Consider the following 20,038-nt stretch of genomic DNA (forward strand, 5'->3'; position numbering starts at 1 on the left):
ACCGAATCGAACTCACGCAGTGGCATCGTTGAATCCCTTTTCTCCATCTTCGCCTGCGCGACCCGCCAGGGTCGTGTAGGCCTCCTGCACAACGGCACCGGATTCGTCGGTGACGATGTTCTTCAACACAATGATGTCGGTGCCGTGAGCCTCCCGAACCGAGTCCACGTACACGTCGCAATAGAGCTTGGTGCCGGCCTGGATCGGCTTCTGAAATTTCAGAACCTGATCGACCTGCACGATCTGGGCATCCGCAATGCCGATGTTGGCGTATTCGAAAAATGAACGCTGCGCCCGATAGCCGAACACCGAGATGAACGTCAGCGGGGCTAGCAACGAGTCATAGCCTAGCTCCGCCGCGGCTTTCTCCTCGAAGAAGGGCTCGAAGTCATTCTTGACCGCCACGGCGTACTCGCGGACCTTCTCCCGCTCGACCTGGTAGTGATCGGGATAGCGGTAGTGCATCCCCACGATCTTGTGACCCAAAGACATGGCTTCTCAAGATACCTAGTCCGTCTGCGTAGAAAGCTGACGGGGAGCCCGTCAGCGAGTCTCGCGGTGCGCCTCGTGCTTGCCGCAGTTGGGGCAGAATTTCTTCAGCTCCAACCGGTCGGGGTCGTTGCGGCGGTTCTTCTTGGTGATGTAGTTGCGGTGTTTGCACACCTCGCACGCCAAGGTGATCTTGGGCCGTACGTCGGTACTGGAGGCCACGTCGGTCCTTCTTTCCGGTCTTCGTTGTCGTCTTGTAGCGATGGCCGGACTTGAACCGGCGACCTAACGATTATGAGTCGTTCGCTCTAACCAACTGAGCTACACCGCCTCGCTTACGCGCCACCTGCCTGCTCGGCGTCCGCCGAGCCCCCTAACGGAATCGAACCGTTGACCTTTTCCTTACCATGGAAACGCTCTACCGACTGAGCTAAGGGGGCAGCACCCGAAATGACCGTTTTGGTTACGCCTCGGGCCTAAAAGAGGGTACAGCCTGCTTCGCGGGGGCACCAAACGGTGAGGTTTACCGCCTGTCGCAGACCCGCCTAGGCTGTTCGAGTGCCCGATACCGACCAGCTGTACTTCCGCCAACTGCTCTCCGGTCGCGACTTCGCCCAGGGCGACGGCATTGCGACGCAGATGCGCAACTTCGCCTACCTGATCGGTGACCGGCAGACCGGCGACTGCGTCGTGGTCGACCCCGCCTACGCGGCGAGCGACTTGGTCGACACGCTGGAAGCCGACGGCATGCACCTGTCCGGCGTGCTGGTCACCCACCACCACCCCGACCACGTCGGGGGCTCGATGATGGGCTTCGAGCTCAACGGGCTGGCCGAACTGCTCGAGCGGGTCAGCGTTCCCGTCCACGTCAATTCCCAAGAAGCGCTGTTTGTTTCGCGCGTCACCGGAATACCGATGAGCGATCTCACCACCCATGAGCACGGCGACAAGGTCAGCATCGGCGATATCGACATCGAACTGCTGCACACGCCCGGGCACACCCCCGGTAGCCAGTGTTTCTTGCTCGACGGCCGGTTGATCGCCGGCGACACGCTTTTTTTGGAGGGTTGCGGTCGCACCGATTTTCCCGGCGGAGATTCCGACGAGATCTTTCGCAGCCTGCAAAAACTTGCGCAGCTATCCAATGATCCGACAGTATTTCCCGGACACTGGTATTCGGCGGAACCAAGCGCCGCGTTGTCTGAGGTCAAGCGCTCAAACTACGTTTACCGGGTCACAAGTCTGGAACAGTGGCGAACGCTGATGGGCGGATAGCAGCAACGAACGCCGGCTCTCCAGCGAATTTGCACGCAGCCCACTGCGTGACGTAGGGGGAAGCTATGGGTTCGATGGAATGGATCCGCGGTCGATGGCATGAAGTCGCGGGTACCGACTCCGCCACCTGGCTGGCGTGGGCCGCGTGGGCGCTGCTTGCGCTCGGCGTCGTCGCGCTGGTCTACGCCAATGGCCAGATCCGGCGTCATCGCGGACTCGAATCCGAACAAACCCGCCCGCACGTCAGCATGTTCATGGAGCCGCACGCCGCTGACTGGCACGTGATCGAACTGGTCGTGCGCAACTTCGGCAAAACCTCCGCCTACGACGTGTCGTTCGCGTTTCCGCACCCGCCGACCGTGGCCGAGTACGAGAACGCCGCCGACGGCTACGCCGATGTCGTCGAGCTACAACTTCCCAGCCAGCTGCCGACGCTGGCGCCTGGCCAGGAATGGCGCACGGTGTGGGACTCCGCGCTCGACCGCGCCCAACTGGGCGAGGGCATCGAATCGCGTTTCCCGGGCACCGTGAGCTACTACGATCGCGCCGAAATCCCTCGCGGTTGGAAATTCTGGCGCCGTCGCCGCCGTCCGCTGGAAACCAAGGTGGTGCTCGACTGGGCGTCGTTGCCGCCGGTGCAGCGCATCGAGTTGATGACCAACCACGATCTGGCCAAGCGGGAGAAGCAGAAGCTGGAGCTGCTGCGCAGTTTGATGACCTACTTCCACTACGCCACCAAGGAAACCCGCGCGGACGTGTTCCGCACCGAGATCGAGCGGATCAACCGCGCGGTCGACGAGGTCAAGGACCGGTGGCGCGCCCGGCAGATCGATGCTCCGCCGACCGATGTCCACGTGCGCTGGGACAGCGTCCACGACGAACTCGGCAAGCACCGCAGCAGCCGGGTCTGATTCAATCGCTGCTATGAGCAGTCCAGTCACCTATCGTCTCGACGATTCCATCGCGTTCATCACCATGGACGACGGCAAGGTCAACGTCCTCGGCCCGACGATGCAGCAGGCCCTGCAGGAGGCCCTCGACCACGCCGACCGCGACGACGTCGGCGCGGTCGTGATCGCGGGAAACCACCGGGTTTTCAGCGGCGGATTCGACTTGAAGATCTTCAATTCCGGTGATGTCCAGGCCTCCATCGACATGCTCAAGGGTGGCTTCGAGCTCTCGCACCGCCTGCTGTCATACCCCAAGCCGGTGGTGATGGCCTGCACCGGCCACGCGATTGCGATGGGTGCCTTCTTGCTGGCGAGTGGCGATCACCGGATTGCGGCTCCGGCCTACAACATTCAGGCCAACGAGGTCGCGATCGGCATGACGATCCCCTACGCGGCGCTGGAAGTGATGAAGCTGCGGCTCACTCGGTCTGCGTTCCAGCAATCGGCCGGGCTGGCGAAAACATTCTTTGGTGAGACCGCGGTGGCCGCCGGCTGGGTCGACGAGATCGTGCTGCCCGACATGGTCCTCAGCCGGGCCGAAGAGGCCGCCCGCGAGTTCGCCACCTTGAAGCGGCACGCCCACGTCGCGACGAAGTCGCGGACCCGGGCCGACGCACTGGCCGGTATTCGGGCCGGAATCGACAACATGGCAGCCGAATTCGAGGGCTAACCGACGGGTCGGCGGAACCGCTCGAGGTATTGCTCCCAGTTCCACGTAGACAAGAAGGCGATCGCCTCGTTGTACCCGTTCTGATAGAGCTCTTGCTTCTGCTTGTCCTTGATACCAAAGTCGAGAAACCCGATTTTTGACGAGTCGACCCGGATTGTCCGTGAGCTTACCGACGGATGGCTCAGGTGGGCCTGGTCGCGGCCGACGATCATCGTGGTGATCAGCGCCTCGAGTAGCGGCGGGCCGCCGAAGAGCCAATTCACCGGCGCCAGAGCCGGAATCACTTTGTCGTTGCCTTGCGGCAGGTTCGGCAGCAACGTGACGCCGAACGTCGGCCAACGTGGCGGCCCGCCGTCGCGCCGGTCGAACGAGTCGATCGGAAAGTTCGACAGCATGCCGCCGTCGACCAGTGTCGAGGTCAGGCCGCTGCTACTGGTCAGCTTGGCGGTCCGGAAAAAGAACGGGATCGACATCGAGGAGCGGACGGCGTCGGCGACCTGCTGCTCGTCTGGGTCGAGCCCGTAGCTTCTGCGGTAGTCCCACGGCAACCGGACCAGCTGACCGGTGGTGACGTCGACCGCGGTGACCACCAGCCGGTAACGCTGTTCGGGCGGCAGCTGCGGGGCGTCGATGGCCAGGTCGGCGAAGGTGCTTACGCCCAAGTTGGCCAGCTCCGAACGGATCCAGTCGTGTGCGTAATCGCCTTTGTAGATGCCTGTTTCGCTGAGCACACCCCACGCCGGGCCGAGCAGCGGGAGGCCGGTGATGCGCGTCGGGTCGAGGAATTTTTTGTACGGCAAGCTCATGGTGAGCTGCTCGACCTGCTCGGGAGTCAGTTCGTCGGCGCCTGCCGCCAGGATGGCACCGACGACCGAGCCGGCCGAGGTGCCGGAGACCCGCTGGACCGCGTACCCGGCTTCCATCAGCGCGACGACAGCCCCGGAAAGGCCGATACCCTTGACGCCGCCACCCGAGAGGACGAGGTCCGCCTTGAGTTCGGAGGTCACACCACCACCGTAGCGGCAGGGCCGACCAGCGCCATGACCGCCTCGAAGCGCTGCGTGACATCGTCGCGGTCGGACGCGTCGGCAACGGTGGCGAGGTTCGATCGCTGTATCGCCTCAGCTTGCCGGATCAACGCCGTCCGGTGTCGCCGGTCCGGAACTTGTTCGATCACCTTGGCGATCGCGTCGAGTTGTCGAATCATAATGGCGGGCATGCCAATCGCGGCCTGACGGATAGTATCGAAGGTCCGCTCCACGAGCCGGTCGAAGCTGGGCTCGAAGGCGATGACGCGAATGTTGCCGTCGCCGTCGCGGCGCACTCGATGTGGATGCCAGAGCGGAGCGATACGGCACAGACAATCGGCGATCCAGTCGACGCAGGTCATCCCGGTGAACGTGTCGTTGACGGCCGGCGACAGCGCCCGCAAGGCGATCTCGACCAGCTGATCGAACCCGAACGAAACATCCTGCGGGAGTGTGCGATAGGCACCCGCAACGTGACCGAGCGCGAGGCGATCGGCCACCGACGCAGCCGCTTCCGGCGGCCACACCCGGGCGATCACCTGCCCGGCAACCATGAAATGGCCGGGGCGATGCGGCAACTGGACGACCGCGTTGGCCTTCGCGGCGATCTTGACCAGCACATCGTGCCGAATGACCTGGAGGTAGCCGCTGCGCGGTGTGCGGATCGGGGCACCGGACTCGGCCAACCGGGCCAGCAGTTCCTCGTGCGAGGGGCCGCGGGCCGCGCCGACGCCGAAGGCGTTGGAGTTCTCCATCGCCGTGACCTCGTTGACCAGGGTGGTGGCGATGTTGGCGATCACCACCGGAAGCTGAATCATGGTCGCGATGTGGTTGAAGAAGTAGATCAGCACCGCCACGTCCAGCAGAGTGAGCAGCAGGGTCAGGGTAATCGACAAGTGCGGCACGAAGTCACCGTGCGGCCCACCCCCGACCGAGACCAGCGCGATCATCGCGTAGCAGAAGCTCGCCACGAACGTCCCCAGCGACACCTGCGTGCCGGGGTCGCGCACGAAGTTGCGCAGCATCCGCGGACCGAACTGCGTCGAGGCCAAGGTCAGCGCGACGATGGTGATGGAGAAGACGATGCCGACCACGGTGATGATGGCCGCGGCGACAGTGGCCAGCAAGACCCTCGCGACGTCGGCGGTGCCGCTGAGCACCCAGGTAGGCAACGTGATCAAACCGTCGTAGGCCGAGCGGTCAACGGCGTAGGTCAGGCCGAAAAGCAGTACGAACCAGATGGTTTCGAGCACGGGCACGAGCCACAGATTGGTACGCAGGGCTTCACGACGCCAATCAGCCTCGGTGTAGGGACCGCGCATTCCACGAAATGCTAGGCGCAGTCGGTTCTCGACATCGGTTTATTGACGGATTATTTACGCCTTAGCCGAAACCCACTCGTAGGGAAGGAATTTGCCGTCGAACGTCACCACGACGCGATCGCCCGCCGGATGCGACTTCTTCTGCATGTCGATGCTGAAGTTGATCGCGCTCATGATGCCGTCGCCGAAGTTCTCATGGATGAGTTCCTTGAGCGCCGGGCCGTAGACCTGCAGCGCCTCGAAGAAGCGGTAGATCGTCGGGTCCGTGGGAATCGCGGTCGGCAGTCCGCCCCGCGTCGGCACCGCGGCCAGCACCGGAATCGCCGACTGATCGAGTCCCAGCATGTCGACCAGCACGTGGGCCTCCTCGGCGGGAATCGGATGCTGGCCGAGCAGGGCCGCGGTGGTCCACACCACCGGTTTGTCGATCGCGTCGGCCAACTGCTGCCAGGTCAGGCCTTTGCTCAGCCGGGCGAGCACGATGTGCTCGGTGATCTCGTTGCGTTTCATGCCGACCAGCATGCCCCCAGAAGCAGTGGCCGCAACCTGATTCACCCGAAAGACGCCGGCGAACCGTCGGTGCCGGCCAGAACTGTCCGCAAGATGCGGTTGAGATCCTGATCGCTGACAACGACATCGAACCTCGCGAGCATCGCGTACTGGCTGTGTAGCTCGCCAACGGCGCGTACCGTGAGGCGGTGGCCGCCATCGACCGCAGCCGAACCATCGCGGCTGACCCGCAAGCCATCTGGGATACGCTCGCCGAATTCGGCTCGATCAGTTCATGGGCGGGCAACATCGACCACTCGTGCACGCTGATTCAAGGCAACGAGCCGGTTGGCACCACGCGGCGGGTACAAATCGGCCGCAACGCCCTGGTGGAGACGATCACCGAGTTCGACGCCCCGCATGCGCTCGCCTACGACGTCGACGGGCTGCCGAAGCGGGTTCGGCGGTTCACCAACCGCTGGAGCCTGCGGCCAGCCGGCAACGCCACAACCGTCACGCTGACCAGCACGGTCGACATCGGTTCTGGCCCGGTACACAAGCTCGCCGAGCACGCCGTGTGCCGCATGCAGGCCAGACAGTCCGACAGCATGCTCGCCGGCCTCGCGCAGCGAATGGAGAGGACACCGTGACCGGTCAACCCGACATCATCATCGTGATGACCGACGAGGAACGCGCGATCCCCCCGTACGAGTCGCCCGAGGTGCTTGCCTGGCGTGACCGAACTCTGCACGGGCGCGCATGGTTCGACGAGCACGGCGTCAGCTTCACTCGGCACTACACCGGTTCGCTGGCCTGCGCGCCCAGTCGACCGACGATCTTCACCGGACACTACCCGGATCTGCATGGCGTGACCCAGACCGACGGCCTCGGCAAGATGCCCGACGACTCGCGGATGCGCTGGCTCCGCCAGCGCGAAGTGCCCACCCTGGGCAATTGGTTTCGCGCCGCCGGCTATGACACCCACTACGACGGTAAGTGGCACATCTCGCACGCCGACCTGCACGATCCCGAGGGAACCGTCATACAGACCAACGACGCGAACGGCGTCGTCGACCCGGTCGCGGTACAGCGCTATCTCGACGCCGATCCCCTTGGTCCGTTTGGCTTTTCGGGGTGGGTGGGCCCCGAGCCACATGGCGCGCTCCCAGGTAACGCCGGGGTGCGCCGCGACCCGCTGGTCGCTGACCGCGTCGTCGCCTGGCTGACCGACCGGTACGCGCGGCGCCGCGCCGGCGATCCTGACGCGCAACGCCCGTTCCTGTTGGTGGCCAGCTTCGTCAACCCGCACGACATCGCACTGTTTCCGGGTTGGCTGCGCCGCAGCCCGATCAAGGCGTCGCCGCTGGATCCGCCGCACGTGCCCGCGGCGCCGACCGCCGACGAGGACCTCGCCACCAAGCCGGCGGCGCAGATCGCGTTCCGCGAGGCCTACGCCACCGGCTATGGGCTCGCACCGGTGATCGAACGGGCCTATCGAAGCAATGCGCAGCGCTACCGCGACCTGTACTACCGGTTGCACGCCGAGGTCGACGGGCCGATCGACCGGGTGCGCCGCGCGGTCACCGCAGGCGGGTCGGACAACGCGGTGCTGGTGCGGACCTCCGATCACGGCGATTTGCTTGGCGCACATGGCGGTTTGCACCAGAAGTGGTTCAACCTCTACGACGAGGCGACCCGGGTGCCGTTCGTGATCGCGCGCATCGGGGCCGGGGCGACGTCGGCGCGGGAGGTGTCGGCACCCACGTCGCATGTCGATCTGCTGCCGACGCTGCTGGCCGCGGCGGGCGTGGACGTCGATATGACGGCCGACGAGTTGGCCGAGTCGTTCTCCGAAGTGCATCCGCTGCCGGGCCACAACCTGATGCCGGTGGTCGACGGCGGGACGCCCGACGCGGATCGCGGCGTCTACATCATGACCCGCGACAACATCCTCGAGGGCGACACCGGAGCCTCGGCGGTAGCGCGCCGGTTACGGCAGACGGCGAAACCGCCTGCGCCGATTCGCATTCGGGTGCCCGCGCACGTCGGCTCGAACTTCGAGGGTCTGGTGGTCCGTGTCGACGGTCGCCTGTGGAAGCTGGTGCGGACCTTCGACGATCCGGCGACCTGGACCGAGCCGGGAGTGCGTCATCTGGCGGCGAATGGGCTTGGCGGCGAAGCGTATCGGATGAGCCCGCTCGATGACCAGTGGGAGCTCTACGACCTCACGGACGATCCGGCCGAGGCCCGTAACCGGTGGGACGACGCGGAACTGTATGAGTTACGCCAGCATCTGCGTGCTCGGCTGAAGCAGGCCCGAGCTAGCGCGATCCCGGAGCGAAACCGGCCGTGGCCCTATGCCTCTCGGCGTGATAGTTGGGAACCCCCATTGCATCCACACCCGCGGGGTGCCTAGGCTCGGCTTTATGCATAGAAAACCAAAGCTTGCGCGGCGCTTCCTGGACCGGTTCGAGCCCATCCACGGCGTGACATATTTCGCGCCGGAGGCGCACGAGGCCTTGGGCGGGTTGGGCTACAAGGGCTTCTGGATGGGCTATTTCGCCGCCCGTTCGGCGCCGCTGGGCAGGGTGGCGCCGGAGGTGGTGACGGCGGTCTTCTACAACTTCGCGCCGTCGCGGACGGCCAAGGTGCTGCCGGCGGCGTGGGACATCGCCGGGCCCGAGGAGGCGTTACGCGTGCGGCTCGACAGCGCGGTGGCGGCGCTGCGGCGTTACGGCGTCGAGGCCGACGAAAACGTCACCACTGCAGCCGAATTGCTGGGCAAGGCCGCGAAGAGCGCGCCGGTCTGCGGACGACCGCTGTTCGCCGCGAACCGGGCACTGCCCTGGCCGGAGGAGCCGGTGGCGGCGCTGTGGCATGCCTGCACCCTGCTTCGCGAGCAGCGCGGCGACACCCACAACGCGGTGCTCAGCGCCGCCGGCGTGACGGGCCGGGAATGCAATGTGCTGCATGCCGCGGCCGGTGCCATCCCCCGCGACTACATCGCCCGCACTCGGGATTATGACGACGAGGAATGGCATGCCCACGAGCGTGAGCTGGCCGCGCGGGGACTGCTCAACGACGACGGATCATTGACACCGGCCGGGCGGGAGCTCAAGGAACACCTGGAATCCACCACCGACATGCTGTCGTTGTCGGTGCTCGACGCGTTGACCGATGACGAGGTCGAGAAAATGTTTCAGGCGCTCACGCCGATCACCCGGACCGTGGTCGCCGGCGGTGACATTCCCGCCATGACTCCGATGGCGCTACGCCGTGACGAGTTGGACGACGGCAGCGCCCATCTAGGTGCTTAGCGCTCGACGGAGCGTCCGAGTGTGCCATTACAACCGTGACTAGAGGCCTTGCCTGGGTTGCCGGCGCCCTGACGTTCCTGACGCTAGAAGCCATTGCCGCAGCCGCCTTTCGGCCGTCCTACAGCTATGCCGGCAACTTCATCAGCGACCTCGGCGTCCCAGGCTTCAACTCGCCGTTGGCTTGGCTGATGAACGTCGGGTTCGCTGTGAACGGGTCGCTGTTTCTCCTCGGCGCCATGGCGGCTGACGGGCCGCGGCGGTTTCTCGCACTTGCCGCCACGAATGCCACCGGCAATGTGCTGATCGCGGTCTTTCACAGCGGATCGCCCGCGCACTCCGTCGGAGCGATGTTGGCGATCGTGGGTGGAAACGCCGCGATCCTCGCGGGGTCGTCGATCGTGGGCGGTCGGCACCGCACGGTGTCGGTAGGTCTCGGGGTATTCGGTCTGCTCAGCTTCGCGCTGTTCGCGATCGACCTGACGATCCCGGTAGTGCCGATCGGAGCGGTGGAGCGGTGCAGCGTCTATTCGATCACCGCGTGGCAATTGCTCACCGGCGCGGCGCTACTCAGCCGGCGGCGCCCGCCCGGCCTCTGATAAGCAGCCGGAGAGCTCCCGGATCTCCGCACGCAGCTCATCGACGTCAGCCGCGGAGACCTGGCCGGCGGATTGCGACTCCGATACTGGTCACCGTGGTGACGGCCCAGTCGGCGACATACACACCCCACGACACCCAGGCGACCACCAGGAACACGGAAGGCTCGGCACCGTGCGGACGGTAAAGCACATGGACCGAGTACACCGTCAGGAAGGCGATGGCGACCAAGGCCAGTGGCCACTGAGTGCGCTGCTCCCAGGTCTGCTCTTTGGACCGCTCGCTCACGCCGCTGACCTCCGAAAACTTGGCGCCCCTCAGACCACGCGGACGAGCCACCCGAGCGCGGACAATTCTGTGGGGTTCCCCGACTGGTCGAAGCTAAGCCTTCGGAATGGCTGCCAACCCCCGGGTGGTGGTTTAGCGAGCGCCGCGCTGGGCGATCCGGTGTGACCGGACCGAGGACGAAGCGCGGGTGATTGCGGTGGCTGGCATACCGGCACAGTTGGTGGATGGATGGCGTCCGGCTGCCTACGCGGCGCTGAAGGCGGCTGCGCTGTTCCTGACGGCGGCAGCGGCCATCCGGCTTACCGCGCGTCGGACCATTGCCAAATTCTCTCCGTTCGACTGGATCGCAGCCGTCGCGGTCGGTGCGATTGTCGGCCGAACGGCCACCGCCGCCGATACCTCCTGGCTGACGGGGGCCGCCGCCTTGCTGGCGGTGGTCACCTCGCATGGCCTGATCGCGCGCCTACGGTTCTTGCCGTGGATGCGCCACCTGGTGGATCCACCGGTACGGGTGCTGATCCGGGACGGGCACGTGGACCGCCGCAACCTGATACGTTGCCGGATCACTCAGGCAGATCTGGACGCGATTCTCCGCGAACACGGCTACTCGAGTCCGAGCGAGGTCGGGGTTGCCCTGTACGAGTCGCAGGGGTCGCTTTCGATCTTCGCCAACCCCCGGGCTGGCAACTCGGCGCACACGGACCAGGCAGGTGCCGGTACCGGGTGATGCTCAGCGCCGCTGCGCTACTCAGCCGGCAGCCCACTGTTTGGCCTTGTCGAGCTCGTCGAGGGTGAAGATCGCGATCTCGCCCGGGATCATCCACGCCACTGCGTGCATGGTGTGTGCGACCCAGGCTTTGTCGGACACTACTGCGATGCGCTTGAAAGCGACATGGTGCGGCCAGACGGTGCCGACGGCGAGCTTGAGGTCTTCGAACAACCCGCCGGGCCCGAAGCCCTCGTAGTCGTTGCCGATCACCTCGACGATCCTGATCTCGTCGGTGTGCAGCATGTCGTCGATGGCGGGCTTGACCTCACGCAGTTCAGCGCCGCCCAGATGGCCGGAGACGCGGACACCGGTCACTCCCTTGGGCATATCCGGCAATAGTTCGATCATGATTTCCACTATCCGCAAATCGCGCGTGCGAGGCCGGTAATGGTCAAGACTGGACTCATGACAGATGACGGCGCGGACAGGGTTGCGGTATACCTCGATTTCGACAACATCGTGATCTCGCGGTACGACCAGGTCAACGGACGCAATTCGTTCCAGAAGGACAAGGCCAAGGGCCTGAAGGAGGATCGGCTGGCCCGGGCAACCGTCGACGTCGGCGCCATCATCGACTTTGCGTCGTCGTTCGGCACGCTGGTACTCACCCGCGCCTACGCGGACTGGTCGTCCGAGGTCAACTCTGGCTACCGCGAGCAATTGGTTGCTCGAGCAGTCGATTTGGTGCAACTGTTTCCCGCGGCGGCTTACGGCAAGAATGGTGCCGACATCCGACTGGCCGTCGACGCGGTCGAGGACATGTTTCGCCTGCCCGACTTGACGCATGTGGTGATCGTGGCCGGCGACTCGGACTACATCGCGCTGGCGCAACGCTGCAAGCGGCTCGGCCGCTACGCGGTGGGCGTGGGGGTGGCCGGTTCGTCCAGCAAGGCGCTGGCGGCGGCCTGCGACGACTTCGTCATCTACGACGCGCTGCCCGGGGTTCCGGTGCCCGAGCCCGCGCCGAGGACCCGCTCGAAAACCGAAGCTGACGAGCCTCCCCCGCCGGATCAGCAGGCGGCCGCCACTGCCCTGCTGACCCGCGCGCTGCGGATCGGCACCGAAAAGGATGACGTCGACTGGCTGCACAACTCCGCGGTCAAGGCCCAGATGAAGCGGATGGATCCGTCGTTCAGCGAGAAATCCCTGGGATTCAAGTCTTTCAGTGATTTTCTGCGGTCGCGAACCGATGTTGTCGAGCTCGACGAGAGTTCGACGACGCGAATGGTGCGGCTGCGTTAGGTGCGCTGCCCTGAGATGAACCAGTGCGTCGGCGAGGCTTCTTCGAGGCCTTCGGGTGACGGGCGGCCGTAGCTGGCCATCAGATCGTCGGACGGGGTCGCGGTCACCGCCCACCCGTGCTGGCGCAGCCAGTCGCTGACGTCCTCACGCTGTTCGAAGTACCACAGTTCGTCGGTCTTGGGGACTTCGAGCGACGAGCCGGCCTCGGCCATCAGCTTCCGGACACGATCCATCCGCTCACGCCGCTCGTCGCGAAGTTCAGAAACCGCGAACTCAGGTCCGAGTCCCTCGACAGCGATCCGGCTGCCGGGTGCGGCAAGCTCCTGGATGCGTTCGAACAGCAGATCCTGGGCCGCGGCGGGCAGGTACATGAGCAGGCCCTCGACCGACCAGACGCTCGGAGCCGACGGGTCAAAACCGGCCTGTCGCAACGCCGTTGGCCAGTCTTGACGCAAGTCAACCGGGACGGGAACCCGCTGGGCCGTGGGCTGGGCGCCGTGTTCGTGCAGGGTTTCGAGTTTGAAGTCGAGCACTCGATCTTGGTCGAGCTCGAAGACCGTGGTGCCGTCGGGCCACGGCAGTCGCCACGACCGGGCGTCCAAGCCGGCGGCCAGGATCACCGCTTGGCGGACGCCGGCATTCGCTGCGTCGATGAATGCGGTGTCGAAAAACTTTGTCCGAGTGGCGAAGTAACTGACCAGGGCGCGCATCCGCTGCGGCATGTCGGGCTCGGCCTCGATGACGGCGGCGGGCAGTTCCGGACCGCCGTACCAGTCCCACACGCCGTGGCCGACGCGGTCGAGGAACACCCGCGCGAACGGGTCGTTGATCAGCGGGTCGCTGCTCGCGCCCACGCTCTCGGTGATTTCCCAGCTGTCGTCATCGGTTCTGGCCACTACCCGACCCTACGTGAGCCGCTGATGCGGAAGAATCACGGTCATCATGGCATCCACCTCGCTCAGACCGCACGTCGTCCGGCTCGCCGTGTTCGCCGCTTTCCTGGTGGTGATGTTCTATCTGTTGGCGGTCAGGCACGTGGTGCACATCGAGGACGTGCGGGGCTGGGTGAAGACGACCGGCCCGCTGGCTCCGTTCACCTATGTGGTGTTGTCGGCTGCGCTCGGGGCGATCTTCGTGCCGGGCCCGATTCTGGCGGCGAGCAGCGGGCTGCTGTTCGGCCCGCTGCTGGGCGTGTTCGTGACGCTGGGCGCCACAGTGGGCACCGCGGTCGTGGCGGCCTCCACGGGGCGTCGAGCGGGCCGTGACAGCGCCCGCGCCCTGCTGGGAACCGACCGCGCCGACCGTCTTGATGCCCTGATCCAACGGCGAGGATTGTGGGCGGTGGTCGGCCAGCGATTCATTCCCGGGCTGTCGGACGCGCTGGCCTCGTACGCGTTCGGCGCGTTCGGGGTCCCGTTGTGGCAGATGGCCGTCGGCGCGTTCATCGGCTCGGTGCCACGGGCCTTCGTCTACACGGCCTTGGGCGCGTCGATCGGAGACACGTCACCGGTGCTGGCGTACACGGCGATCGGCGTATGGTGCGTGACGGCGGTGGTAGGCGCGTTCGCGGCACGGCAGGGCATCCGCAAGTGGCGCGCACACAACGAATTAGCGGCCGCAGACGGCTCAGCAGCTACAGAAGCCTCAGGGGTCACGCCGCCGGGGCAGTAGTCGATTCGCCCGGCGCGCGTCCTATTGGTGCAGCTCGGCGTAGTCGATGGCTTGGTTGACTTCGTCGATCGCCAGACGAACCATCTCGATCGCCTGTTCCCGGTGGCCGCCCGAATCGAAGGGGTCGGCATTTTGTAAATCGGTGAGGCTCTGGTTCAGGTGGTCGCGAGCACTGACCATGTGCGGCTGGAAGGCGTAGGCCACCCCGGCGCCGGCGAGGCTGAAGCCGGCCGCGGTGATCACGCCGGCAACTGCCAGTCGAAATTTAGAGATCTGCATGTTAGTCCTCCTGAGATTGGCTTACCGCCGGAGCAAATCTGCACAACGGCGGCGGTCACGTCAAGTAGCGGTGTCGTAGTCGGGCCAGCCGGGGGGTCGGCGCCTGAATCGCCGCCGAGGACAGTGCAAGCTTCTGGTAGCCGACCTCGGCGCTCAACACCTCGGGCTCGGCGAGGCGGCCTCTCGTCCGGCAGGCATGCTGTGTGCCCACCTCACAGCGACAATTCTCGGCTATTGCCTGCGGGATCTTCCATTGTCGCTATGAGGTGGGCACATCGTTACCGCACTGGAAAATGGCCGGTCTCAGCCAAGTACTGCAACGTGGACCGACCAGACCAGCGCGAGCGAGCGAGTGGCGCGCGTGGATCAGTCTCTCCCGCCGAACCTCGAAGCCGCCTGACCGCGCAACTGATGTCATCGGGACCGATCGAGGTAGCGTCGCGCGCCCCAGAAGTCGGCGTCCAGCCGGACCGGCGTGACACGCACCGGCGCGCCCGCGTCGAACGCCTCGATCATCCTCGAGTTTCCGAAATACATTGCCACGTGATAGATCTCGTCGGCATTGCGGCCATGTGAGTAGAACAGCAGATCGCCGGGTTGCAATGCGGACTTGTCGACCGGGCGGCCGCGACCATCGACGGCTTGCGGTCCGGCATCGCGCGGCAGGGTAATGCCGTGCAGCTGGTAGACGGTCGATGTGAAACCGGAGCAATCGAGCCCAAATCCGGCCCGGCCGCCCCACAGGTAGGGAACGTCCACAAAACCGGCGGCCGACCGAATTAGCTCGTCACTGGTGGGATATGTTATTTCCGTAGACTTTTCGTAGACCGCGGCCGATTGAGCGGCCAGCCACCTCGGGCCGCGATCCGGGGTGGCCACCTGAATCGCCGTCTCGGTGCGACTCAGGACGGGAAGCCGGGTGTTGGCGCTGATTTCGAGGTCCCGATTCCGGAGGCCGGAGTCGCGGTACAACCAGACGGTGGTGCCGCGCTCGACCAGCGCGACGGGGGCACGGTCCTGCTGCGCACCGTAGCTCGGGTCGGTCGCCAACTGCGCCTTGGGAATCCAGCCGGGATAGCCCTTCGGATCCTTCGGCGTGGGTTGGCCCGGGACCAGTACCTCGGCCCAGTCGCCCTGCTCTCGGACCACAATCACGCGCTCGCCGAAGAGAGCCTGCGTCTGGTCGAGATCGTCCGACGTGAGCGCCTCCTGCTGGGCCGGGGTCATGGCCGACAGCCAACCGCGAACATCGACGGGGTTTGTCAGGGCCGGGTGATCGACGGGGCGCGGACTCTGCGGCGCGGTCCACACCGTGGCTGCCGAGACGGCGACGTACGCGTGGTCTGCCGCGGGCGCGGCGGAGACGGGTGCTGCCGTCAACCCGAGGACCAATACGCCGGCCAACGCTATTCGAATCACGGCGCCGGTCATGTCGATCGACGTTAACGGAGTCGGCCCGCGTTCCTACTGAGCAACGCCGAGATCCTTGGGTCTGTCGATGAGCCGCTCGCGCAGGTGAACGAGCACGTCCTCGGTCATGGCGAAGCCGCCGAGGTGGCTCTCCGAGCGAACGGTCAGTACGGCGTCTTGCAGGCAGCCGACGGCGGTGTGCACGCCGGCGATCGGCACGACGCGGTCGGTCTGGCCGTGCCACCATCGCACCGGCACCTTGACGTCGACCAGCCGAAAACCCCAGTCGCGGCCTAGAAGTCGCGCGTCGTCGACCATGGCCAGGCAGCGGCCGCGGAACGCATTGACCATGTCGTCGACGAAGATCGCCTCGACTTCAGGATCGTCCAGCACCTGCCGGTCGACTTCGGGCCACATCTGCATGTACACGCGATAGGCGTAGTGCGCGAAGGGAATCAGCGGCGCAAGCAGGATAGTGGCAAGGACGGCCAAGGGGCGGCGTAGCTGGGTGAGGATCGGGCCGAAACGCCGGGCGATCTCGGTGGCGCCCGCTCGGGTGGCCTCGGGCCCGACCGCCGGCACGGTGCCGTCGAGCACGCCGATGGCGGCCACCCGATCCACCATGGGCGGCAACGCACCACACGCCAGCGCGTAGGGGCCTCCGCCCGACATGCCCACGACACCAAGCTTTTTGGCGTCGAGAGCATCCGCGACCTGTGCCATGTCGGCAACCCATTCACTCACCGAGGTATAGCGGTGCGAATCGGACAGGCCGGTGCCTGGGCGCTCGACGACGATGACGCGAAGGCCGAGCTTTTCGGCGGCACGGCGGCCCTCGGCGAGGAATTGGCGCCGCGCGCCGAGCGTGCCGTGGAACCACAGCACCACCGGGCCGAGCGGATCACCGAATTCCGCGTAACCGAGGCGGCGGCCGTCGGCTAGATGGAACTGACCTTCGGCCCGCGGCTTCTCGACGCGCGGTACGCCCGGCGGGTGGCGCAGTGGGTTGTCCATCGACCTTCACAGTAGGCGACCTGTTGACCTACGAGTGAGCACCAAATGCCCAGTTGAGCGCAGTGTTTGGCAGCTGTTCCAGCGCGATTCATCGGGGCTTTGTCGCGGTGACAAGGTGCGTCGGGGCCCCTGGGCGGCCGGACCACATCCGCTACCCGACGGTTGGCCGCTCGACCTGCTGCCCCCCTCGGCTCGCAGGTGCTCGGCGTGCTGGCGGCTCCGTCAGCCGAATAGGACGAGGAGGGCGACGAACAGGCCGACGACCGCGAACATGAGCGCTGAGCCCAACACGAACAGGCCGCCCCGGGTCGCGAGGATGGCGAAGCCGAGGCGGGTTTCGCGGACGTACCGTTGCCGTGACAGTGCCGCGAGCGCGGACAACAGACCGGCGCCGATCAACGAGATCCCGAGGATGCCGGGAACGCGTGCGTCGGCGAGAAAGATGACGGTCACCGCGAAGACACCGCCCAACCCGACGAGCGTTATCGCGCGCTGCAGATGGTTCCGCTCGAAAGGGTATTGCGCCCCCCAAAGTCGCGCAGGCTCGGGTTTCATCCTGGCTCAGCGGGGTGGCATGACGACGAGAACGAGAACACCGACGCCCGCGAGGACGATGGCCACGAAAACGAGTAGCGGGGCGCCGAAGCCGGGCAGCGGTTGGCGTTGCCGCAACGCGCGCTCGGTGACCAACCAACGCCGCACACCGACGCCGCAGGTCCCGTAGGCGATCGCCACGAGACCGAAAGCGAGGACCTGGCTGCCCAACGAGCGGTGTTCGAGCAGTAGCCGGTCGATCGCGACGGCGCCCGCGAGCACGGCCACCGCGAAGCGCAGCCACGCCAGGTAAGTCCGTTCGTTGGCCAGGCTGTAGAGCGGGTCGGGCTCGCGGCCCACGTCGTAGACCCCGCGCGGGTAGCGCGAGCCGCTCTCCGCCGTGCCGTCGAAGTCCATCACCTCGTTGTCGGCCACCCCGTCACGATAACGCCGCCGCGCGGGACGCTCTGGACTGGACGTCGCACACCGCCTCACCTGCACTGCCACCAGCCATCGTCGGCCGTACAGCGCCGCGTAGCAGAGTGCTATCCTTGTAGCAGACTGCTACAGCGAAGGCCGCTCATGACACAGACCACTGATCGGGTGACACGCGTCGCGGCCGACCTGATGGACAGCGCGGCCGCCGAAGGCGCACGACAAAGCCGCTCGGCCAAACAGCAGCTCGACCACTGGGCACGAGTGGGACGCGAAGTCTCGACTCAGCAGACGGCGGCCCGGCGTCGAGTTGAAGCCGCGTTGGCCGGCGAGCTGGAACTGCGGGAACTCGGTGCCGAAGAAGGTGCGGTCTTCAATGCCGAGATCGCAGCGGCCGTTCAAGAGAATCTGGCCGGAGCGAACTACGGCAGGCTGCTGGCCGAGCGAGGCGTGACAACCGTGGCCCTCGACGACAACGGTGACATCGTCGAGCACCGCCCTGACGGGTCGTCGAGCACGCTGAACATGACACCACCACGCCGCAGAAAGGCGAGCGCCACACCCGCTCGATGAAGCGGCTCGATCTCGTCGTCGGGCCCAATGGGTCCGGCAAGTCGACGTTCGTCGAACTCACGCTGGCACCGCTGCTGCCCGGCAGCGCCTTCGTCAACGCCGACGAGATCGCCAGGCAACGCTGGCCGGATGATCCGGCGTCGCACGCCTACGAGGCTGCGCGGGTGGCGGCACAGACGCGGGCCACGCTCATCGAACTCGGCGCATCGTTGATCGCCGAGACCGTGTTCTCCCATCCGTCGAAGCTGGAACTGGTCGATGCCGCCCACGCAGCGGACTACACGATCGTGGTGCATGTCCTGCTGATTCCCGAGGATTTGGCCGTCGAGCGGGTCCGGCGCCGAGTCAGCGCTGGTGGACACGATGTACCCGAGAACAAGATACGCGAACGCTACCAACGACTTTGGGGGCTCATCGCCGCCGCGATCCTGCGCTGCGACTCCTCCACCGTGTACGACAACAGCGGCCGCACCGGTCCCCGAATCGTCGCTCACCTGAGCGCCGGCTTCTGCATCGGCTCACCAGACTGGCCCGCGTGGACCCCTGGCGTGTTGCGGTCCGCCTGCCGGCCGTAGCGTCCGCGATTGGCGCTCGACGCCGCGGCGCACTAGTTTCCAAAAAGTGACATTTCTAACTGCTGGTGCGCTCGCGCGGTGGGTCGCGCCCTTCCTGACGGTCGCGGCCGTTGTCGGCACAGGTCAACTCAGTGAACCGGGGCAAAACGGTCCCGCCCCGGCGATGCGCCTGGTCGACAACGCCAACCCGTTGGCCGGCATGCCCTTCTACGTCAACCCCACCTCGGCGGCCATGCGCGCCGCCCAGCATGCCGATCCGCCCAGTGCGGAGTTGACCGCCGTCGCCAACACGCCGCAGGCGTATTGGATTGTCCCGGGTTCGTCGGCGTCGACCGTGGCGAAGTACACCGGCGACGCGGCGGCCGCGGGGGCCCTGCCGGTATTCACCATCTACGGCATTCCGCACCGCGACTGTGGCAGCTTCGCTGCGGGCGGCATGGGGTCCGGCGACGCCTATCGCGGGTGGATCGACAACATCGCATCCCAGATCGGCGCGTCGCGGGCGGCGGTCATCGTCGAACCCGATGCGCTCGCCATGGCCGACTGCCTGTCGGGCGATCAGCGCCAAGAGCGCTACGACCTGATCCACTACGCCGTCGACTCACTGACGCGCAACCCGGCCACGGCCGTATACGTCGACGCCGGACACATCCACTGGCACAGCCCCGAGGACATGGCCGATCGGCTCAACAAGGCCGGTGTCGCCCACGCGCGGGGTTTTAGCCTCAACGTCGCGAACTTCTACACGACCGAGGACGAAATCGGTTATGGCGACGCGATTTCGGGACACATCAATGGCGCCCACTATGTGGTCGACACGTCGCGTAACGGCGCCGGCCCGGCGCCCGCGTCCAAGCTCGACTGGTGCAATCCCAGCGGTCGGGCGCTGGGCGCCGCGCCCACCACAGCGACCGGCAACGGACATGTCGACGCCTTCTTGTGGATCAAGCGTCCCGGCGAATCCGACGGATCATGCGACAAGGGCGATCCGCCGGCGGGCACCTTCGTGAATCAGTACGTCGTCGACCTGGCCCGCAACGGCGGCCCCGTCGATCTGGCCCGCAGCGCTGGCCACTAGGCGGCCGCTCCGCTCACCACTGTTCTTGGTGGACAA

Annotated in this window: 27 protein-coding genes and 2 tRNA genes; 13 read left to right on the forward strand and 16 right to left on the reverse strand. The window is 65.9% G+C overall.

Translation table 11 applies throughout. The features are described from left to right. Positions 1-12: 12 nt before the first annotated feature. From hadA to AC2VOG_RS14040, 4 genes are all read right to left on the reverse strand, one after another. Positions 13-492: a (3R)-hydroxyacyl-ACP dehydratase subunit HadA gene (hadA, locus tag AC2VOG_RS14025; RefSeq protein ID WP_486940495.1), complete on the reverse strand. Its 480-nt coding sequence runs from the start codon at positions 490-492 to the stop codon at positions 13-15. Positions 493-543: 51 nt separating this feature from the next. After that, entirely contained in the window at positions 544-711 is a 168-nt protein-coding gene (rpmG, locus tag AC2VOG_RS14030) for a 50S ribosomal protein L33 (protein WP_486940496.1), read from the reverse strand. Positions 712-746: 35 nt separating this feature from the next. After that, positions 747-820: transfer RNA gene (locus tag AC2VOG_RS14035), tRNA-Met, on the reverse strand. Positions 821-856: 36 nt separating this feature from the next. After that, positions 857-929, reverse strand: a tRNA-Thr gene (locus AC2VOG_RS14040). Between the two features lie 118 nt (positions 930-1,047). On the opposite strand from AC2VOG_RS14040, the gene AC2VOG_RS14045 reads away from it, so the two are divergent. The 3 genes from AC2VOG_RS14045 (at position 1,048) to AC2VOG_RS14055 (ending at position 3,384) form a co-directional block, all read left to right on the forward strand. Further along, positions 1,048-1,764 (forward strand): MBL fold metallo-hydrolase, encoded by a 717-nt coding sequence (locus tag AC2VOG_RS14045; RefSeq protein WP_486940497.1) that lies wholly within the window; start codon positions 1,048-1,050, stop codon positions 1,762-1,764. A 65-nt stretch (positions 1,765-1,829) separates the two neighbouring features. Then, entirely contained in the window at positions 1,830-2,675 is an 846-nt protein-coding gene (locus AC2VOG_RS14050; protein ID WP_486940498.1) for a hypothetical protein, read from the forward strand. Positions 2,676-2,688: 13 nt separating this feature from the next. Then, positions 2,689-3,384: a crotonase/enoyl-CoA hydratase family protein gene (locus tag AC2VOG_RS14055; protein ID WP_486940499.1), complete on the forward strand. Its 696-nt coding sequence runs from the start codon at positions 2,689-2,691 to the stop codon at positions 3,382-3,384. Here AC2VOG_RS14055 and AC2VOG_RS14060 read toward each other — a convergent pair. The 3 genes from AC2VOG_RS14060 to cynS are packed head-to-tail and all read right to left on the reverse strand — an operon-like array spanning position 3,381 to position 6,244. After that, entirely contained in the window at positions 3,381-4,391 is a 1,011-nt protein-coding gene (locus AC2VOG_RS14060) for a patatin-like phospholipase family protein (protein ID WP_486940500.1), read from the reverse strand. The two genes, AC2VOG_RS14055 and AC2VOG_RS14060, sit on opposite strands and share 4 nt — an antisense overlap. Further along, positions 4,388-5,734 (reverse strand): DUF2254 domain-containing protein, encoded by a 1,347-nt coding sequence (locus tag AC2VOG_RS14065; protein WP_486940501.1) that lies wholly within the window; start codon positions 5,732-5,734, stop codon positions 4,388-4,390. Before AC2VOG_RS14065 ends, AC2VOG_RS14060 begins: the two co-directional genes overlap by 4 nt. 54 nt (positions 5,735-5,788) lie before the next feature. After that, positions 5,789-6,244: a cyanase gene (cynS, locus tag AC2VOG_RS14070; RefSeq protein ID WP_486940502.1), complete on the reverse strand. Its 456-nt coding sequence runs from the start codon at positions 6,242-6,244 to the stop codon at positions 5,789-5,791. 188 nt (positions 6,245-6,432) lie between these two features. On the opposite strand from cynS, the gene AC2VOG_RS14075 reads away from it, so the two are divergent. The 4 genes from AC2VOG_RS14075 to AC2VOG_RS14090 are packed head-to-tail and all read left to right on the forward strand — an operon-like array spanning position 6,433 to position 10,136. After that, the gene (locus AC2VOG_RS14075) at positions 6,433-6,873 is read left to right on the forward strand and encodes an SRPBCC family protein (protein ID WP_486940503.1); all 441 of its coding nucleotides are present in this window, start codon (positions 6,433-6,435) and stop codon (positions 6,871-6,873) included. Beyond that, on the forward strand, positions 6,870-8,639 hold the full coding sequence (locus tag AC2VOG_RS14080; RefSeq protein WP_486940504.1) for a sulfatase-like hydrolase/transferase: 1,770 nt from the start codon (positions 6,870-6,872) through the stop codon (positions 8,637-8,639). Before AC2VOG_RS14075 ends, AC2VOG_RS14080 begins: the two co-directional genes overlap by 4 nt. Positions 8,640-8,649: 10 nt before the next feature. Next, positions 8,650-9,540 (forward strand): SCO6745 family protein, encoded by an 891-nt coding sequence (locus AC2VOG_RS14085; protein ID WP_486940505.1) that lies wholly within the window; start codon positions 8,650-8,652, stop codon positions 9,538-9,540. Positions 9,541-9,575: 35 nt separating this feature from the next. Continuing rightward, a complete protein-coding gene (locus AC2VOG_RS14090) occupies positions 9,576-10,136 on the forward strand; it encodes a DUF998 domain-containing protein (protein ID WP_486940506.1) in 561 nt (186 codons plus the stop codon). 46 nt (positions 10,137-10,182) lie between these two features. Here AC2VOG_RS14090 and AC2VOG_RS14095 read toward each other — a convergent pair whose 3' ends face one another. Further along, positions 10,183-10,422, reverse strand: a complete 240-nt coding sequence (locus AC2VOG_RS14095; protein ID WP_486940507.1) for a hypothetical protein — start codon at positions 10,420-10,422, stop codon at positions 10,183-10,185. Positions 10,423-10,618: 196 nt separating this feature from the next. Between AC2VOG_RS14095 and AC2VOG_RS14100 the strand changes: the two genes are divergently transcribed. Then, positions 10,619-11,149, forward strand: coding sequence for a DUF421 domain-containing protein (locus tag AC2VOG_RS14100; RefSeq protein ID WP_486940508.1), 531 nt, complete (start codon positions 10,619-10,621; stop codon positions 11,147-11,149). A gap of 21 nt (positions 11,150-11,170) precedes the next feature. Here AC2VOG_RS14100 and AC2VOG_RS14105 read toward each other — a convergent pair whose 3' ends face one another. Then, positions 11,171-11,539, reverse strand: a complete 369-nt coding sequence (locus AC2VOG_RS14105) for a SpoIIAA family protein (RefSeq protein ID WP_486940509.1) — start codon at positions 11,537-11,539, stop codon at positions 11,171-11,173. A gap of 57 nt (positions 11,540-11,596) precedes the next feature. Here AC2VOG_RS14105 and AC2VOG_RS14110 point away from each other — a divergent pair, with 57 nt between their 5' ends. Next, on the forward strand, positions 11,597-12,433 hold the full coding sequence (locus AC2VOG_RS14110) for an NYN domain-containing protein (protein ID WP_486940510.1): 837 nt from the start codon (positions 11,597-11,599) through the stop codon (positions 12,431-12,433). Here AC2VOG_RS14110 and AC2VOG_RS14115 read toward each other — a convergent pair. Further along, the gene (locus tag AC2VOG_RS14115) at positions 12,430-13,329 is read right to left on the reverse strand and encodes an SAM-dependent methyltransferase (protein ID WP_486940511.1); all 900 of its coding nucleotides are present in this window, start codon (positions 13,327-13,329) and stop codon (positions 12,430-12,432) included. The genes AC2VOG_RS14110 and AC2VOG_RS14115 overlap by 4 nt on opposite strands. 46 nt (positions 13,330-13,375) lie before the next feature. Here AC2VOG_RS14115 and AC2VOG_RS14120 point away from each other — a divergent pair, with 46 nt between their 5' ends. Then, complete coding sequence (locus tag AC2VOG_RS14120; protein WP_486940512.1) at positions 13,376-14,104, forward strand: TVP38/TMEM64 family protein; 729 nt, start codon at positions 13,376-13,378, stop codon at positions 14,102-14,104. 21 nt (positions 14,105-14,125) lie between these two features. On the opposite strand, the gene AC2VOG_RS14125 is transcribed toward AC2VOG_RS14120, so the two are convergent. The 6 genes from AC2VOG_RS14125 to AC2VOG_RS14150 all read right to left on the reverse strand — a co-directional run bounded on the left by AC2VOG_RS14125 (position 14,126) and on the right by AC2VOG_RS14150 (position 17,776). After that, positions 14,126-14,347: a hypothetical protein gene (locus AC2VOG_RS14125; protein ID WP_486940513.1), complete on the reverse strand. Its 222-nt coding sequence runs from the start codon at positions 14,345-14,347 to the stop codon at positions 14,126-14,128. A gap of 91 nt (positions 14,348-14,438) precedes the next feature. Continuing rightward, positions 14,439-14,594: a hypothetical protein gene (locus tag AC2VOG_RS14130; RefSeq protein WP_486940514.1), complete on the reverse strand. Its 156-nt coding sequence runs from the start codon at positions 14,592-14,594 to the stop codon at positions 14,439-14,441. A gap of 203 nt (positions 14,595-14,797) precedes the next feature. After that, positions 14,798-15,814 (reverse strand): C40 family peptidase, encoded by a 1,017-nt coding sequence (locus AC2VOG_RS14135; RefSeq protein ID WP_486940515.1) that lies wholly within the window; start codon positions 15,812-15,814, stop codon positions 14,798-14,800. 33 nt (positions 15,815-15,847) lie between these two features. Further along, positions 15,848-16,807 carry an alpha/beta fold hydrolase gene (locus tag AC2VOG_RS14140; RefSeq protein ID WP_486940516.1) on the reverse strand — a complete coding sequence of 320 codons (960 nt, stop codon included), beginning with the start codon at positions 16,805-16,807 and terminating at the stop codon, positions 15,848-15,850. 222 nt (positions 16,808-17,029) lie between these two features. Then, a complete protein-coding gene (locus AC2VOG_RS14145; RefSeq protein WP_486940517.1) occupies positions 17,030-17,278 on the reverse strand; it encodes a hypothetical protein in 249 nt (82 codons plus the stop codon). A gap of 90 nt (positions 17,279-17,368) precedes the next feature. Further along, positions 17,369-17,776: a YidH family protein gene (locus AC2VOG_RS14150; protein ID WP_486940518.1), complete on the reverse strand. Its 408-nt coding sequence runs from the start codon at positions 17,774-17,776 to the stop codon at positions 17,369-17,371. Between the two features lie 147 nt (positions 17,777-17,923). On the opposite strand from AC2VOG_RS14150, the gene AC2VOG_RS14155 reads away from it, so the two are divergent. Genes AC2VOG_RS14155 through AC2VOG_RS14165 form a run of 3 tightly spaced genes read left to right on the forward strand, consistent with a single transcriptional unit; the run spans position 17,924 to position 20,002 of the window. Beyond that, positions 17,924-18,349, forward strand: coding sequence for a TA system antitoxin ParD family protein (locus AC2VOG_RS14155; RefSeq protein ID WP_486940519.1), 426 nt, complete (start codon positions 17,924-17,926; stop codon positions 18,347-18,349). Beyond that, positions 18,346-18,924 carry an ATPase gene (locus tag AC2VOG_RS14160; protein WP_486940520.1) on the forward strand — a complete coding sequence of 193 codons (579 nt, stop codon included), beginning with the start codon at positions 18,346-18,348 and terminating at the stop codon, positions 18,922-18,924. The genes AC2VOG_RS14155 and AC2VOG_RS14160 overlap by 4 nt, the downstream gene beginning before the upstream one ends. A gap of 46 nt (positions 18,925-18,970) precedes the next feature. After that, complete coding sequence (locus AC2VOG_RS14165; protein ID WP_486940521.1) at positions 18,971-20,002, forward strand: glycoside hydrolase family 6 protein; 1,032 nt, start codon at positions 18,971-18,973, stop codon at positions 20,000-20,002. The last annotated feature ends 36 nt before the right edge of the window (positions 20,003-20,038 follow it).

This window comes from Mycobacterium sp. TH-M11, from assembly GCF_057473725.1.

Excerpts from the sequence above, each read along its gene's own strand:
- hadA (WP_486940495.1), bottom strand. The coding sequence starts at position 492 with ATGTCTTTGGGTCACAAGATCGTGGGGATGCACTACCGCTATCCCGAT.
- AC2VOG_RS14050 (WP_486940498.1), top strand. The coding sequence starts at position 1,830 with ATGGGTTCGATGGAATGGATCCGCGGTCGATGGCATGAAGTCGCGGGT.
- AC2VOG_RS14055 (WP_486940499.1), top strand. The coding sequence starts at position 2,689 with ATGAGCAGTCCAGTCACCTATCGTCTCGACGATTCCATCGCGTTCATC.
- AC2VOG_RS14065 (WP_486940501.1), bottom strand. The coding sequence starts at position 5,734 with ATGCGCGGTCCCTACACCGAGGCTGATTGGCGTCGTGAAGCCCTGCGT.
- cynS (WP_486940502.1), bottom strand. The coding sequence starts at position 6,244 with ATGAAACGCAACGAGATCACCGAGCACATCGTGCTCGCCCGGCTGAGC.
- AC2VOG_RS14085 (WP_486940505.1), top strand. The coding sequence starts at position 8,650 with ATGCATAGAAAACCAAAGCTTGCGCGGCGCTTCCTGGACCGGTTCGAG.
- AC2VOG_RS14105 (WP_486940509.1), bottom strand. The coding sequence starts at position 11,539 with ATGATCGAACTATTGCCGGATATGCCCAAGGGAGTGACCGGTGTCCGC.
- AC2VOG_RS14110 (WP_486940510.1), top strand. The coding sequence starts at position 11,597 with ATGACAGATGACGGCGCGGACAGGGTTGCGGTATACCTCGATTTCGAC.
- AC2VOG_RS14120 (WP_486940512.1), top strand. The coding sequence starts at position 13,376 with ATGGCATCCACCTCGCTCAGACCGCACGTCGTCCGGCTCGCCGTGTTC.
- AC2VOG_RS14135 (WP_486940515.1), bottom strand. The coding sequence starts at position 15,814 with ATGACCGGCGCCGTGATTCGAATAGCGTTGGCCGGCGTATTGGTCCTC.
- AC2VOG_RS14140 (WP_486940516.1), bottom strand. The coding sequence starts at position 16,807 with ATGGACAACCCACTGCGCCACCCGCCGGGCGTACCGCGCGTCGAGAAG.
- AC2VOG_RS14155 (WP_486940519.1), top strand. The coding sequence starts at position 17,924 with ATGACACAGACCACTGATCGGGTGACACGCGTCGCGGCCGACCTGATG.
- AC2VOG_RS14160 (WP_486940520.1), top strand. The coding sequence starts at position 18,346 with ATGAAGCGGCTCGATCTCGTCGTCGGGCCCAATGGGTCCGGCAAGTCG.